Below are 13,813 nucleotides of genomic sequence, written 5' to 3' on the forward strand. Positions count from 1 at the left end.
GGCCCGTCGTCAGCAGGTCACTCGGGCCACGGGGAGTCCAGGACCATGCGCACGAAGTCGCCGCGCCGGAAGTGCGGGTCGTAGTGGGCGAGCACGTCGGCCTGCGCGGTGCCGAACGTGGTCTGCGGCCTGGGCTCCACGCCGTCCGCGAGCGCCCGCAGGATTCCCTGTTTGAACGCGGGGCGCGGGTGCGCGGCGACCACCGCGTCCCGGTCGGCGGCCGCGATCTCGTCGTACGCGGATCCGAGCACGTCGTAGTCCACCCCGGCCGCCAGCAGCGCCACCTCGGGCTCCATGAACTCCGGGACGTCCGGGGTGGTGTGCAGTGCGACGGCCGTCCACACGCGCCGGACGCGGTCCCGGGCGACCTGGCGGGCCTCGAGGAAGCGGCGGGCCTCCTCGGCACCGTCCACCTCGAAGCGCCGCCCGCTGTCACGGAAGCCCTCCCCCAGCCCCACGTCGTGGAAGAGCGCCGCCACATAGAGCAGTTCCGGGTCGCAGTCGATCCCGCGGGCCCGGCCCAGCAGGCTGCCGAAGAAGTACACCCGGCGCGCGTGGTCGTAGAGCAGGTCGCTGGTGGTGTCGCGCACCAGTTCGGTGGCCTCAGCTGCCAGCTGGGAGTCCGGCACCCGCACCCCCGCGGGACCGTGCGCCTGGCTCATCAGTGCCCGCCCGGGATGGGCTCCAGCACGAGGACCGGGATCCGGCGCTCCGTCATGTCCTGCCGTACTGGGCCGTCCACACCGCCGGAGCGCTCGTACAGCTCGACCTGGTCCCGCACCCACTGCTCGGGGCTCGGCTCGTACTCACCGTCGATCGGCATGCTGGGTACGTCCCCTCGTCGGATCTGCTCGGGCCTTCTCGGCTTACCACGGGGAGCGCGGACGTACACGTACGCGGCGCCGGACCGCACAGGCCCCGGGTCAGGGGCGGCTGCGGCGCGTGCGCGGGGCGAGGATAGCGTGACCGGGAGCGTGCCGACGGGCACGTGACCGGTACATTCACTCGGAGGTAGAGGCTGTCGTGGCCCGTATAGAGGACGCACGCAAGACCTTTGACAAGTTCGATCGGGACGGTGACGGCTACGTCACCCCCACCGAGTTCCAGCAGGCCATGGTGGAGCTGGGCGACCGGCACTACACCGTGGGCCTCGCGGAGGCCATCGTGAAGACCCGGGATGCGAACGGCGACGGTGTCCTGTCCTTCGAGGAGTTCTTCGAGAAGGCCAAGGACCTCTGACGGCGGGCGTCCTGCCCGACGCCTCCCTCTTACGGAGACCAGGCGGCCGCCCGGGCTGGCGGCCGCCTTCGCCGTCCGCTGTCGCCTTGCTCTTCCGCCGTCTCGCGGCACCCGTTCCGCCGTCTCGCGGGCACCGGCCTGGGCCGCCATGTGACCGCCAGGGGCCTGCCGGACGGACACCGCCCCCTTTTCAGTCAATCGGCCGGTCCGGGCGCGGAATGCGGTGGCGGCCGTCCCCGTGCAGTGCCTCGGCGGTGGCCGTGCCGGTGATACCGGCGACGGGGCCCTGGTAGAGGATCCGTCCGCCGTACCGGCCCGGGCCGGGGCCCAGATCGATCATCCAGTCGGCTCGCCGGATGACATCGAGGTTGTGCTCGATCAGTACGACGGTGTGCCCGCGGTCCACCAGGCCGTCGAGGAGGCCGAGCAGGATGTCGACGTCCTGCAGATGCAGCCCGGTGGTGGGCTCGTCGAGGACGTAGAGGGCCGGGCCGACGGAGTCGCGAAGCTCCCTGGCGATCTTCACACGCTGGCACTCACCCCCGGAGAGGGTCGTCAACGGCTGGCCGAGCCTGAGGTATCCCAGACCAACCTCGTCCAGGTGGCGCAGAGCTCTCACGATCGCCCGGTCCCCGAGCCGGTCGATGGCCTCGCTGATGGTGAGGGCGTCGACGTCGGCGATGGACAGCCCGTCGACGGTGTAGCGCAGGACCTCGGGGGTGAACCGGCGTCCCTGGCAGGTTTCGCAGACCGTCTCCTGGTCCTCCATGAAGGCGAGGTCGGTGCGGACGACGCCGAGCCCCTTGCAGTCCGGGCAGCCGCCCTCGGAGTTGGAGCTGAACAGGCTCGCGGAGACCCCGTTGTGCCGGGCGAACAGCTTGCGGACGAGGGCGGCGATACCGGTGTAGGTGACGGGGGTGGAGCGGCGGTTGGTGCTGACCGGTTTCTGGTCGATCACCACGGCGCCGTGCTGGTCGATGAGTTCGCCCGCGAGACTGGTCTTCCCCGACCCGGCCACCCCGGTGAGCACCGTCATCACGCCCGTAGGGATGTCAGCGGTGACGTGTGCGAGGTTGTTCCGCGTGGCGTCGGCGAGGGTGATGTGCCCCAGCGGCGTCCGCGGCCGGTCCTTGACGGGCCGGTGCCGGGCGAGTGCGGCCGCCGTGGCGGTGCCGGCCCGGCCCAGTCCCTCGAAGGTGCCCTGGTAGACCAGCCTGCCCCCCTGTTCACCGGCGCCGGGCCCGATCTCGATGACCTGGTCGGCGATGGCCATGACGGCGGGGTCGTGCTCGACGACCAGGACGCAGTTGCCCTTGTCCCGCAGCTGTTCGAGCAGCTCGGTCATGGCGGAGACGTCGTGCGGGTGCAGTCCGACGGTCGGCTCGTCGAAGAGGTAGATCATCTCGGTCAGGCTGCTGCCCAGGTGCCGGAGGGTCTTGATCCGCTGGGACTCGCCGCCGGAGAGCGTCGCGGTGCTGCGGCCGAGGTGGAGGTAGCCGAGTCCGATGCCGACCATCGCCCGGAGCCGGTCGGTCAGCGCCGAGACGACCGGTACCACGCTGGGGTCGGTCACCCCTGACACCAGCTCCACGAGTTCGCCGGCCTCCATCCGCGCCATCTCACCGATGGTGCGGCCGAGCACCGTCGCGGTGCGGCTCGCTTCGTTCAGCCGGTCCCCTCGGCAGTCCGGGCACACCTGGGAGCGGGTGAACCTGGTGACCGTCTCCTTCTTGCGCTCGGACATGGCCTCGGAGCCACGCAGGTAGATGCGCTCGAAGCGCTCGACCACGCCCTCGTAGCCCGTGGGGAGCCTGTCGGCCGGCGTCCCCGCGGCCGCGGTGCCGTACAGCAGCGCGTCCAGCTCGCTCCGGCTCCAGTGGCGCAGCGGCGTATCGAGGCGGAAGATCCCGATGTCGGCGAAGTTGGCGTACCAGTAGCCGCCGGCGGCGAACCCGGGCAGCAGGACGGCGCCCTCGCTCAGCGACTTGTCCATGTCCAGGAACCGGTCGGCGGCGCCGGCCACCACCTCGCCCAGGCCCGAGCAGGTGGGACACATGCCGGCCGGGTCGTTGAAGGAGAAGCAGGTGGACTCGCCGACGTGCGGGGTGCTCAGCCGGGAGAACAGGAGCCTCAGCAAGGTCCAGCTGTCGGTGCTGGTGCCCACGGTCGAGCGGGCGTTCCCGCCCAGCCGTCGCTGGTCGACGACCACGACCGGCGAGAGGCCGTCGATGTGGCCGACGTCCGGACGGCCCCACTTCGGCAGACGGTTGCGGACATAGGGCGGGTACGTCTCGTTGAGCTGGTAGCCGGCCTCGGCGGCGATCGTGTCGAAGACCAACGACGACTTTCCCGAGCCGGACACTCCGACGAACACCACGATGTGCGCCCTGGGCACATCGACATCGAGGTGCTGCAAGTTGTTGGTACGGGCTCCCCGGATTCGGATGCTGTGCTGCGGCATGGTCGGGACCGTAGGGCAGGATGTGGCCGGAAAATGGCCTCGATCCCTGCGAGACTGTGGGCATGGCCGACGTCATGCACCGGATTCTCGCGCTGCTGGCGGTGCTGCAGACGGGCAAGAGGTTCACGGGTGAGGAACTGGCGGCCCGGATGGACGTTCCGCCGCGCACGCTGCGGCGCGACATCAGCCGGCTGCGCGGCCACGGATATCCGGTCGAGACCCAGCCGGGGCCGGGCGGCTACTACCGGCTCGCGGCCGGGCGTGCCATGCCACCGCTGCTGCTCGACGACGACGAGGCGGTCGCGACCCTGCTGGGTCTGGCCGCGCTCGGCGCGACCGGCAGCGCGCGCGAGGGCAGCATCGACGAGGCGGCGCTGCGCGCCTACGGCAAGGTCGACCAGTTCCTGCCCAAGCGGCTGCGTCCCCGGGTGGCCGCGCTGCGCGCCAGCCTGGAGACGATGCCGACGCCGGCGCCGAGCACCAGCGCCGAGACGATGACCGAGCTCGCCGAGGCGATCGCGCACGAGCGTGTCGTCACCTTCGACTACCTCGGTGCGAGCGGGAAGGCCACCACTCGCCAGGTCGAACCGCATCGCCATCTCCACCTGCACCAGCGCTGGTACCTGCTGGGCTGGGACGTCGACAAGGGGGACTGGCGCGTCTTCCGCCTCGACCGCGTCGCCGGACTCCGGGCGCGGAGTCGCAGGTTCTCGCCGCGCCCGCTGCCTGCGGGCACCGGCCTCGACTACCTCAGGGAGGGCCTCAACAAGCACCGGAGGCGCGTGGTGCTCACCATCGAGGCGCCGATGGCGAAGGTGGCCGACGCGTTCACCCGGCAGGACGTCGAACTCACCGCGGCCGCAGACGGCGGGACCCGGGCCGTGCTCGCGCTGGACACCTGGCAGTGGCTGCTGCCGGGGCTCGCCTTTCTCGACGCCGACTTCACCGTCGAGGAGCCCGAGGAGTTCCGCACGGCGCTCGGGCAGTTCGCCGCCCGCCTCGGCCGCGGCTGACCCGGCCACCGGCAGCGCGCGCCCGCCGCCCTCATCCGGCGCGCGGTTCTCCTCGCCGTCCCAGCGTGGCGGTGGCGATCTCGAGGAAGTCGCGCAGCAGCTTCTCGCGCCGGTCCGCGAGGACGGCCAGACACCGCTCGAACGCCGGAGCGTCCACGACGGGGAGGTGGACGAGGTCGGCGCGTGAGTAGGAGCGCGCGACGCTCAGCGGGACGAGCGCGATGCCGTGCCCCGAGGCGACAAGTTCGAACTTCTCTTCGAGGGACGACGTACGCCGGGTCGGTGTGTCGAGCTTCCGCACCCCCTCGAGGTCCGCGAGGGTCAGCTGACCGCGGGCCGCCAGCGGGTGCGTCGTCGGCATACAGGCGACCCTGGGCTCGTGGCCGACGGGTATGGTGCGCAGCCCCGTGTCGTCGAACGGCCGCCGCAGATATCCGACCTGGGCCCGGCCGTCCCGCAGCGGCGCGTCCTGCTCCCACCAGCGCGCCGGGACGACCCCGGTCTCGACCTTTGGATGACGTGAGGTGAACGCCCGCAGGGCGTCCGACACATGCAGCCCGGGCGAGAAGGCGACGGCCAGCCGTTGGACGCCACGGTCGACGTCGTGCACGCGCCGCACCGCCGTGGCGACGGTCGCGAGGATCACCTGCGCCTCCTCGTAGAGCTGCTTCCCGGCGGCGGTCAGCTCCACGCTGCGGGTGGTCCGGTCGAGCAGCGTGCACTCCAGTTCCTGCTCGAAGGCCCTGATCTGGCGGCTGAGAACCGGCCGGGCGATGTAGAGCTGTTCAGCGGCTCGGCCGAAGTGCCGGTGGTCGGCCACCGCGACGAAGTAGCGGAGCTTGCGCAGATCGAGATCCATGTCCTCAAGGTATCGATTGCCCAGGAAGGGTATTGGACGCCGCAGTTGGGCCGCCGCGAGACTCGACACATGATCGTCATCACCGCACCGACCGGCCAGATCGGCGGCCGGCTCCTGGACATCCTGCTCGATGAGGCTGCCGCTCGCGGCGAAGAGCTGCGAGTCATCGCCCGTGACCCCGGGAAGCTCCCCGACCCGGTCCGCGCCCGTGTCGAGGTCGTCACCGGCTCGCACGCCGACGCCGAGGTCGTCGGCCGGGCCTTCGAGGGCGCCGACGCCGTCTTCTGGCTGGTCCCGCCCGCCTCCCGGGCACCGAGCCTGGACGCCGCCTACGCCGGGTTCACCCACGCCGCCGCGAAGGCGTTCACGGCCCACGAGGTGGGGCATGTCGTCGGCGTCTCGGCGCTCGGCCGGGGCACACCCGTCGCCGGCCGCGCCGGACTGGTCACCGCGTCGCTGGCCATGGACGACCTCATAGCGAGCACAGGCGTGGCCTACCGGGCGCTCGCGAACCCGAGCTTCATGGACAACCTCCTGCGGCAGGCCGCTTCGATCCGTGACAACGGCGTGTTCACCGACACCGTCACCGCCGACCGCAGAGCACCTGTGGCCGCCACCCGGGACATCGCCGCAGCCGCCGCCGGACTGCTGCTCGACCGGTCGTGGACGGGGACCGGCGAGGTGCCCGTGCTGGGCCCCGAGGACCTGTCGGCGAACGACATGGCGCACATCATGTCCGAGGTCCTCGGCCGCCCCGTCCGCTACGAGCGGCAGTCGCTCGACGACTTCCGCGCCGCGCTCACCGGACACGGAATGTCAGCGGCGTTCGTCGAAGGCTACGTCGACATGATGCGCGCCAAGGACGACGGACTCGACGACGGTGTGCAGCGCACGCCGCAGACCGCGAGCCCGACGACGTTCCGCTCATGGTGCGAACAGGCCCTGAAGCCGGCGGCCCAGGCGTGAGTGGCGAGACAGCTCTCGTCGTCGGCGCTTCCCGTCGGCCGCGGGACTGTCGCGCACCGCCGTCTCCCGCGTACCGGCGTGGACAGTGGTGTGTCCGTGCGGACGTGACCGAGGGAGGCCAAGGGGCCGCCCCCGGTCGCCGTCCGCGAGTCACCGGTCGGTTCAGGCGGCTGCCCGGACCCGGCGGTCCCGTGCGGAGGCGAAGCCCAGCCAGGTGTGCCGGTTGCCCGCCCAGCACCAGCCGACCTTGGCGGCGTCGCGGCGTTCGCGGCCGTCCCGCCCGGTGCCGTTGCTGATCCAGATCGCCGGAGTGCGGGAGTCCAGGGTGCCGTTGGCCTTGCGCAGCCGGGAGCCGATGGTCATGAAGCAGTGGTTGCGCTCCAGGACGGCCGGCTGCTGCAACACCCAGTGGATGCCCTCGGTGAGCAGCAGTGGGGTGCGGGCTTGTTCGGCAAGAGCGGGCAGCGCTTCGTTCGGGCTCCAATCGGCCATCTCGTCGCCGCGGTCGGGGCCGGCCACGAGGTAGAGCGGCGCGTCGGGCAACGTGACCGTATCCAGCGGGGTGAACAGGTCGACGTCGGGCATGTCGGTGACGACGAAGCCGGGCTTGGCGTCGCGGCGGATCAGCGGCGCGAGGGCGGAGGCAGGCGCCCGGTCCGGGTGAACGGCGAGCAGGGCGGGTTCTCCCTCCCCCGGTGTTCCGGCTTCCGCGGCGAACGTACGCAGCTCCGCGGCCGACAGCCCGGCGATCTCGGGCACACCCAGCTCGACCAGACGCTCGGCCTGCGCGCTCAGGGACGGGAGGGCGGGGAGAGCGGTGGAGGTCACGGACGTCGTTTCGTGCACAATGCTCCCAGGGGCGGTGAGGTGTACAGGGCCCCATGGCAACGCGCCGGCCCCCCGGAAGATTCCCCGGCAGCCGTATCATCCGCAGCCGCGAACCGTGCTCGTTTGTGAGGCGGGAGGGCTTCACCCACGGCCGCATCAGCTTCGTCAGGCGCGCACCGCCTGCGACAGCGCGTCAACGGTCACGCCCACGACAGCCAGGAGCTCCGCCGGGCTCGCTCCGGCCCTGCTCATGACGGCGAGCGACTGGTTCACAGCCGCCGCGTGTACAGCGAAGGCTTCGCCGTCCTGGTCGGTCAGTCGGCCGGCCTTCAGCGCGGCGCGCAGGCGCTCGCGCTGGAAGCCGAGCTTCTGCTCAGCGTGCGCTGCGACGCTCGGACTCAGCGCCGGAATCGCCATGACTGACTGGGCAATCAGGCATCCATCTGGCAGTTCGGGATCGGCGATGCGCTCGAGGGTGACGTCGAAGAACGCACGGACAGCGGCGACGGGTTCCGAGGCCGCACACGACAGTGCGGCCTCGTACTTCTCGCCATAGCGCGCGGCGTAGCGATCCAGGCAGCGCAGGAAGAGCGTGTCCTTGTCGCCGAGGGAGGAGTAGATGGAACTGCGGTTCAGGCCGGTCGCCCGCGACAAATCGTCCAACGAGGTGTCGGCGTAACCGTCGCGCCAGAACTGGATCATCGCGGCGTCGAGCGCCGTGTCCATGTCGAACTGCTTCTTGCCTGCCACGCGGTACTTCCTTGCCGATGCGTCGATGGTTCGGACTGTGCTGCGCACCATTCTATCTTGAACCAGTCAGTTCAAGATTGTGTTAGCCTTCGAGCGTGGCCATGGCCGGGCATACCGCGCACTTCGCACGCGCGAGCGACACGCCACGTGGTTCCAGCCGCCGCCGTCAGCCACACCGTCCCAACCGCACCCCTGACACCGACGGAGGACTCCCGTGGCCGGCCCAGCAACCAGCACTCCGCACATCTCCGAAAGCAACCCCATCCGCGACCTGCCCCTGCAGCACCTGACCGGATTCACTCACCGCTGGGTCGACGCGAACGGCGTCCGCCTTCATGCCGTCGAAGGCGGACAGCCGAGCGGCCCGGCCGTCGTCCTGCTCGCCGGATTCCCGCAAACCTGGTGGGCCTGGCGAAAGGTGATGCCCAGCCTCACCCACCGGTTCCGCGTCATCGCGATCGACCTGCCGGGTCAGGGCCACTCCGAGCATCCGGAGCGCAGCTACGACACGCACGTGGTCGCCGCGCACGTCCACACCGCCGTGCAGGCTCTGGGAGTGTCGACTTACTCCCTGGTCGCCCACGACATCGGCGCCTGGGTCGGTTTCTCCCTCGCCCTCAACTTCGAGAGCCACCTGCGCGGTGTCGCTCTGCTCGACGCCGGGATCCCCGGTATCACCCTCCCGGAGACGATTCCCACCGACCCGGACCGAGCGTGGAAGACCTGGCATTTCGCGTTCCACATCGTGCCCGACCTGCCCGAGACGCTGCTTGCCGGCCGCGAACGCGAGTACGTCGGCTGGTTCCTGAAGGCGAAGACCCTGTCTCCCGACACGTTCGACGACGCCGAGATCGACCACTACGCGGCAGCCATCGCCGTCGACGGCGGCTTGCGCGCCTCTCTCGCGTACTACCGGGACGCCGCGGAATCGGCGCGCAAGAACCGCGAGGCCCTCAAGCGGCGGCACCTGACCGTGCCCATCCTCGGAATCTCCAGCAGCAGCGGCTCCATTCCGGACATGGCCGCCTCCATCAGCCCATGGGCCGAAAACACCACCCGCGTCGTCGTGCCCGACGCTGGACACTTCATCCCCGACGAGCAGCCCGAAGCTGTCGCTGCCGCGATAGCAGACTTCGTCGCCGACGACGACTGACACGGTTCGGACCTGCTCTCCTGCGCCGCCCAAGGCCGCGCGAAACCCGGTCCACGAAGGGCTGACTCGGTGTGCCCCACGGAGGTCCCGGCATCGCTGGACGCCAGACGCGGCGGTGGCTCCCCGGGGGCAACACGACCCCGAGGGCTCACGTGCGTATCAGGTGCGTGACGGCCCACGCCCTACGCGAGAGACTGTCCGAGACGGACGATGGCGATCAGAAGTTCGACTGGCGCGCCGTCAGGCAACTCGGCAACAACTCGGCATCAGCCCCGACAGTCCCTGCCCCGAGGCGCCACGAAGCGCCGAGATCAACACCCCCTCGATCCACCGCCAACCTGTTGCGAGCTGCAAAGATACTGGTCACAGCGGCAGCCGCTACCCTCGCGTGGAGGTACACATGAAGATGCTGATCAACGTTCCCCAATTTGGTGCGGCCGCAGGTCAGGACCAAGATGTGGGCTCGTTACTCAGCATTCTCCCAGCATGAGTCCGGAGACGTGAACTTTGGCGACCAAACTCATACGTGGGATGGGCACCTTCTTCAAGACGTGCGACTGCACCCGCCAGAACCGATGCCCTCATCCATACACCATCCGCTTCCGTGACGCTGCGGGAAGGCAGCGCGAAGAGACGGGGCTGTCAACGCAAGAGGCAGCGCTGGATCGGCTTACCAAGCTGTACGAGGAGAAGCGAAGCACTCCCAGGCACCAGGCCGATCTGAAGCGGGAACTCGGCAAGCAGCGATTCGGGGACTACGCCTCATCCTGGCTGACCAGGCAGCGCCACTACGCAGAGAGCAGCACCAGGACGGTCAACGGCCTTCTCGACCGCCAAGTCCTCCCCGTTGTGGGGTCCCGCCGGATGGAGACCTTCATCTCGGCTGTGGTTGAAGACTTCATCATGGCCATGGAGGAAGAAAAGGTCGGACTGGCAACGCAGCAGAACGCCTTCGACACCCTGAAGAAGATCCTCCTCGACGCAAAGCGTAAGGGAGCGATCCCATGCAACCCTGTCGAAGGCGTCATACCGCCCGAGTACATTCCCCGCCGCGTTACCATCCCGACACTCGAAGAAGTCCTCGCCCTCAAGGACGCAGCCTCTGAAGCCCTGGTCGTGCTGATCGACCTGATGTCCGGCTGCGGGCACCGCAACGGGGAAGCGTACGCTGCGAACGTCCATCGCCTGGTAGCAGACGACGTGTACCGCATCACTGAACAAATCGACGGTGTCAAGCGACGCCCTGCCCGTCTGAAACACCGCAAGCCGAGCGAGTTCCGCGAGACACCGATGCCCGCCATGGTCCGTGACTCGATCTTCCGGTATGAAGCACGCCACGGAACCGACGCGAATGGCTATCTTCTACGCACCGAGCGTCGCCCATACTGGGCGCACACCACACTGGAGTACCAGTGGGAGGCGGCGAAGCGGAGGGCCGGGATCGAACGGAAGCTCACCCCTTACTCCCTTCGTCACTACTTTGCTTCGAACTGTCTTTCCAACGGGATCCCCATCACTGATGTCGCCGAGTGGATGGGGCACAAGAACATTGCTATGACGTTCCGCATCTACCGGCACCTGATGCCGGCATCTATCGGAAGGGCGGCAAAGATTCTGGACGCCGGACTGCACCTCGCTGCCTGATACACGGGCGCTCACGAGGCCTTCTGCTGCCGTGCCCAGCGGTCAAGGTCCTCCAGCCTGAACTTCAGCTTCCCGCCGAAGTAATACCTGGGCACTCCATGACGCCGAGACTCTCGGTACAGCCAGCGCTTGGACACATCGAGGTAGAAGGCAGCTTCGCTGACTCCAACGTAACGACGTTCCACGGGGACCTCCTCTTCTTCGCCGGAAGGAGAGGAGGTTACTTACGGATCCCGGCCGCACCCAGCTGGGCGCTTGGTTGTGGGTAGCTCTTCTCTGGCACCTACACGCGAGCTCAACGACTCGCACTGGTCCGGCGCGTTGGTCCTGATCGGCACTCGCCTCAACCAGATCAAGGCGGCAGAGTTCCCCGAGCCTCCCGCCGACCCGGAAGTGTGATCCCGCGGGTCTAGAGCGCGATTTCGCGGTACGTGGGGCGGCTGGTGGAACAGGCGGTGCGCAGGGCTTCCCACAACCCCTGGAGCCGAGGCGGAATGATCGCAGGATCCTCCGTCTCCAGCGGGAAGAACCGCCAGTCAGAGAGTTCAGTGTCCTGCAGCCGAATGGCCGCTTGCTGCTGGGCGGTCAGCTTTCCGCCTTCGAAGCTGAAATACAGGTGGGGCGGCCCATCGGCGGGCGTCACCCATGCAGTCACCATCGGCTCAGGGGAAACTTCGACGGTGAGGCCGAGTTCTTCGTGCACTTCGCGCACGCATGCCGCATGCGGGGTCTCGCCCTCATCCACGCGTCCGCCAGGCAGGTTCCAGCCTGCCTTGTAGACGGGGTGGACAAGCAGGATGCGGCCGAGCTCGTCGGTGAACACGGCGCCGGAGGAAATCCCGGGGCGGGCGGGGGCGGGATCCATGCGAGCTCCTTCACGATTGTCTGGAAACGGCGACGCCGACATCGTCGAGCAGCCCGAAAACCTCGGAAGGACTGACGCCCTCGTAGGCGGCAGCCACTCGGCGAAGCCAGGTCGTCTCCTGGGACAGCGTCTCCCAGTACTTCTGGGGGAACGGGGCAGGGGTGCCCGCGGGCCGCGCGGAGGTCATCACGATGAGCCGGGCGGCAGCGAACCAGTAGCCCTTGGCGACTGCTTCGGCCTGCGCTCCGGTGTATCCCTGATGTAGGGCCAGGTGCTCTGCACGCTCGTAGAGCTCCTCGGGAGCGTAGCGGCGCAGTTCGTGAAGCAGGTCGTGGCTTTCGGCAACGAATCGCGCCAGCCGCACATGCACCGACGGATCGTGCGTGAAGACGTCGCGCACGGTATTCAGTCCCCGGGCTAGCCGTTGGCCGGCAGACAGGGTACTGGGGCGGTAGAGCGTGAGCCCGGGCGCCGCCAAAGCGAGGTCCCGCCACAGGCCATGTAGAGCAAGAAGGTCCCGGGTGGCTCGGCAACGGGCGATCACGGTGTGCGTGACGGGGGCGATCAAGCCGACGACCCAGACCAGAGAACCGGCGTAGAGCAGGAGATCGGTTGCCTTCTCCTGCCGGTTCGTAGTCGCGAACGAGGGCGGATGGAAGGCAACGAGGACGCTCCAGGCGAGACGCACGAGTGCATACACCATGAGAAGCCCGATACCAACCGCCATCAGCGTGAGGCCGACACGTAGAGCAGTGGTCCTGGCCTGTCGTGCGGCAGCTGCCCACTGGTATCCGCACAGGGAGCAGACGTCGGCCCAGCACCCGTACACGAAGAACATGTAAAGGGCCGTCGCGGGCTCCCCAGCATGCCAGACCAGAAACTGCCGCTGCTCCCGCTCTGCCGGGATCGGCGTCCGATCCAGACCGAAGAAGAAGACCACGGTCAATCCGGCAATAAACAGCGCAGCGGCTGGAACGACCCAACGGTTGGCATAGGCGGTGACTCGCACGCGCCGGTGCGGCACCGCGGGCGAGGCGAGCGATCCGGGGGTGCACCGATCAACCGCGGTCACGTACTTGAGCAAGCCGCACCAGGCCACAAGCGTAGCGATGTGCTTGAGCAGCGTGCCGAAGTCGGCGATTCCTGTCCCGTTCACGAGGTCGCGTCCGACGTCGGTACGCATCAGCCATGCCGCGGTCAGCGCCGCGATAGCAACCCACAAGGACCGCTCGCGGGTACGCCCGCGCACTGCGGAAGGAAGCCGCCAGAGTGCTACCAGGGCCAGTAGTGCCAGAATGACGAAAGAGGCGCTAGGCAAGACCGCTCCTGTGCGAATGGAGAGAAGAAAGCGATTCGTTGAGCTGCCGCAGTGTCGTGTCCTCGATGGGTTCCACGCCGTATGCCTCGTAGTGCAGAAGACCAGCGATCGTCTCGGCGCGGGCTTCCGTCGGGGTGCTGTACCGGTGACGGGTCATCACCCGGCCCGTGCCGCCGGTGAGCCGACGCAAGAGCTCAGGCGGGAAGTCCGGAAGCAGCGTCTCCAACTGCTGGGCCTCACTGCCCTTGTCATCGTTGCACCACATGTGTGCCAGCTCGTGCAAAATGATCCGCTGGCGGTGCCCCACCGGGCGTTCGGCGCTATGCAGAATCAGATCGAGCGGTAGTTCCTCGTGCCACAACCACAGCCCTGACAGCCCAGTGCGGCCCAACAGGCGGTCCGGCAAAGGCACCAGTTTGACACGCCGGCACCGTTCCGCCTCGATGCGCTCGATGAAAGCGTCCATCTGGAAAGGCCGGGGGATGGGCATCGACCGGACGATCTTTTTCGACTCCCGGATCACGGCCCGATGGGCGACTCCACCGGAATTCTCTCCGGGGCCGACGGGCCCCCGACGCAGCAGCCTCTTCACGATGCAATTCCTCCACCGGCATCACCAAAGCCAGCGCAGTGATACCACGGCTAATTCAAAGACTTTGCCCAGCCCGCAGCCACTGAGAGGCGGCCCGCGTCAGCGTGCGAGCGCCGCACCCGAGG

The 13,813-nt window shown here is 68.6% G+C and carries 15 protein-coding genes and 1 pseudogene; 6 read left to right on the forward strand and 10 right to left on the reverse strand.

Annotation, left to right across the window (positions count from 1 at the left end; all coding sequences use genetic code 11):
* Positions 1-17: 17 nt before the first annotated feature.
* Complete coding sequence (locus JW592_RS01755) at positions 18-662, reverse strand: HD domain-containing protein (protein ID WP_209263009.1); 645 nt, start codon at positions 660-662, stop codon at positions 18-20.
* A gap of 23 nt (positions 663-685) precedes the next feature.
* Positions 686-823: pseudogene (locus tag JW592_RS01760) on the reverse strand (nitroreductase family deazaflavin-dependent oxidoreductase); the annotation flags it as partial.
* Positions 824-1,023: 200 nt separating this feature from the next.
* Between JW592_RS01760 and JW592_RS01765 the strand changes: the two are divergent.
* Positions 1,024-1,239, forward strand: coding sequence for an EF-hand domain-containing protein (locus tag JW592_RS01765; protein ID WP_209263010.1), 216 nt, complete (start codon positions 1,024-1,026; stop codon positions 1,237-1,239).
* A gap of 190 nt (positions 1,240-1,429) precedes the next feature.
* Here JW592_RS01765 and JW592_RS01770 read toward each other — a convergent pair whose 3' ends face one another.
* Complete coding sequence (locus JW592_RS01770; protein ID WP_209263011.1) at positions 1,430-3,700, reverse strand: ATP-binding cassette domain-containing protein; 2,271 nt, start codon at positions 3,698-3,700, stop codon at positions 1,430-1,432.
* 62 nt (positions 3,701-3,762) lie between these two features.
* Here JW592_RS01770 and JW592_RS01775 point away from each other — a divergent pair, with 62 nt between their 5' ends.
* Entirely contained in the window at positions 3,763-4,713 is a 951-nt protein-coding gene (locus JW592_RS01775; protein ID WP_229374981.1) for a helix-turn-helix transcriptional regulator, read from the forward strand.
* Positions 4,714-4,744: 31 nt separating this feature from the next.
* On the opposite strand, the gene JW592_RS01780 is transcribed toward JW592_RS01775, so the two are convergent.
* Entirely contained in the window at positions 4,745-5,572 is an 828-nt protein-coding gene (locus JW592_RS01780) for a LysR family transcriptional regulator (protein ID WP_209263013.1), read from the reverse strand.
* A 69-nt stretch (positions 5,573-5,641) separates the two neighbouring features.
* Between JW592_RS01780 and JW592_RS01785 the strand changes: the two genes are divergently transcribed.
* Positions 5,642-6,538 (forward strand): NAD(P)H-binding protein, encoded by an 897-nt coding sequence (locus JW592_RS01785; RefSeq protein ID WP_209263014.1) that lies wholly within the window; start codon positions 5,642-5,644, stop codon positions 6,536-6,538.
* A 162-nt stretch (positions 6,539-6,700) separates the two neighbouring features.
* Here the strand turns inward: JW592_RS01785 and JW592_RS01790 are convergent, their stop codons facing one another.
* Entirely contained in the window at positions 6,701-7,366 is a 666-nt protein-coding gene (locus JW592_RS01790; RefSeq protein WP_372446436.1) for a DUF5701 family protein, read from the reverse strand.
* Between the two features lie 165 nt (positions 7,367-7,531).
* Positions 7,532-8,116 (reverse strand): TetR/AcrR family transcriptional regulator, encoded by a 585-nt coding sequence (locus JW592_RS01795; RefSeq protein WP_209263016.1) that lies wholly within the window; start codon positions 8,114-8,116, stop codon positions 7,532-7,534.
* 214 nt (positions 8,117-8,330) lie between these two features.
* On the opposite strand from JW592_RS01795, the gene JW592_RS01800 reads away from it, so the two are divergent.
* Positions 8,331-9,269 (forward strand): alpha/beta fold hydrolase, encoded by a 939-nt coding sequence (locus JW592_RS01800; protein WP_209263017.1) that lies wholly within the window; start codon positions 8,331-8,333, stop codon positions 9,267-9,269.
* Between the two features lie 531 nt (positions 9,270-9,800).
* Positions 9,801-10,913: a tyrosine-type recombinase/integrase gene (locus JW592_RS01805; protein ID WP_209263018.1), complete on the forward strand. Its 1,113-nt coding sequence runs from the start codon at positions 9,801-9,803 to the stop codon at positions 10,911-10,913.
* Positions 10,914-10,924: 11 nt separating this feature from the next.
* On the opposite strand, the gene JW592_RS33505 is transcribed toward JW592_RS01805, so the two are convergent.
* On the reverse strand, positions 10,925-11,098 hold the full coding sequence (locus JW592_RS33505) for a helix-turn-helix domain-containing protein (protein ID WP_209263019.1): 174 nt from the start codon (positions 11,096-11,098) through the stop codon (positions 10,925-10,927).
* 76 nt (positions 11,099-11,174) lie between these two features.
* Between JW592_RS33505 and JW592_RS01815 the strand changes: the two genes are divergently transcribed.
* A complete protein-coding gene (locus tag JW592_RS01815) occupies positions 11,175-11,312 on the forward strand; it encodes a hypothetical protein (protein WP_209263020.1) in 138 nt (45 codons plus the stop codon).
* A 10-nt stretch (positions 11,313-11,322) separates the two neighbouring features.
* Here JW592_RS01815 and JW592_RS01820 read toward each other — a convergent pair whose 3' ends face one another.
* From JW592_RS01820 to JW592_RS01830, 3 genes are read right to left on the reverse strand one after another with little or no spacing between them, the layout of a single operon-like run.
* Positions 11,323-11,778 (reverse strand): NUDIX domain-containing protein, encoded by a 456-nt coding sequence (locus tag JW592_RS01820; RefSeq protein ID WP_209263021.1) that lies wholly within the window; start codon positions 11,776-11,778, stop codon positions 11,323-11,325.
* Between the two features lie 10 nt (positions 11,779-11,788).
* Entirely contained in the window at positions 11,789-13,096 is a 1,308-nt protein-coding gene (locus JW592_RS01825; protein ID WP_209263022.1) for an MAB_1171c family putative transporter, read from the reverse strand.
* Positions 13,089-13,688, reverse strand: a complete 600-nt coding sequence (locus tag JW592_RS01830) for a hypothetical protein (protein ID WP_209263023.1) — start codon at positions 13,686-13,688, stop codon at positions 13,089-13,091. The genes JW592_RS01825 and JW592_RS01830 overlap by 8 nt, the downstream gene beginning before the upstream one ends.
* Positions 13,689-13,813 lie beyond the last annotated feature (125 nt).

The sequence above is a fragment of the Streptomyces spirodelae genome, from assembly GCF_017676385.1.
GTDB classification, from domain to species: Bacteria; Actinomycetota; Actinomycetes; order Streptomycetales; family Streptomycetaceae; genus Streptomyces; species Streptomyces spirodelae.

What these genes read in the sequence shown, in the direction of transcription:
- JW592_RS01755 (WP_209263009.1), bottom strand. Translation starts at nt 662, where the DNA reads ATGAGCCAGGCGCACGGTCCCGCGGGGGTGCGGGTGCCGGACTCCCAG.
- JW592_RS01770 (WP_209263011.1), bottom strand. Translation starts at nt 3,700, where the DNA reads ATGCCGCAGCACAGCATCCGAATCCGGGGAGCCCGTACCAACAACTTG.
- JW592_RS01775 (WP_229374981.1), top strand. Translation starts at nt 3,763, where the DNA reads ATGGCCGACGTCATGCACCGGATTCTCGCGCTGCTGGCGGTGCTGCAG.
- JW592_RS01780 (WP_209263013.1), bottom strand. Translation starts at nt 5,572, where the DNA reads ATGGATCTCGATCTGCGCAAGCTCCGCTACTTCGTCGCGGTGGCCGAC.
- JW592_RS01785 (WP_209263014.1), top strand. Translation starts at nt 5,642, where the DNA reads ATGATCGTCATCACCGCACCGACCGGCCAGATCGGCGGCCGGCTCCTG.
- JW592_RS01805 (WP_209263018.1), top strand. Translation starts at nt 9,801, where the DNA reads ATGGGCACCTTCTTCAAGACGTGCGACTGCACCCGCCAGAACCGATGC.
- JW592_RS01820 (WP_209263021.1), bottom strand. Translation starts at nt 11,778, where the DNA reads ATGGATCCCGCCCCCGCCCGCCCCGGGATTTCCTCCGGCGCCGTGTTC.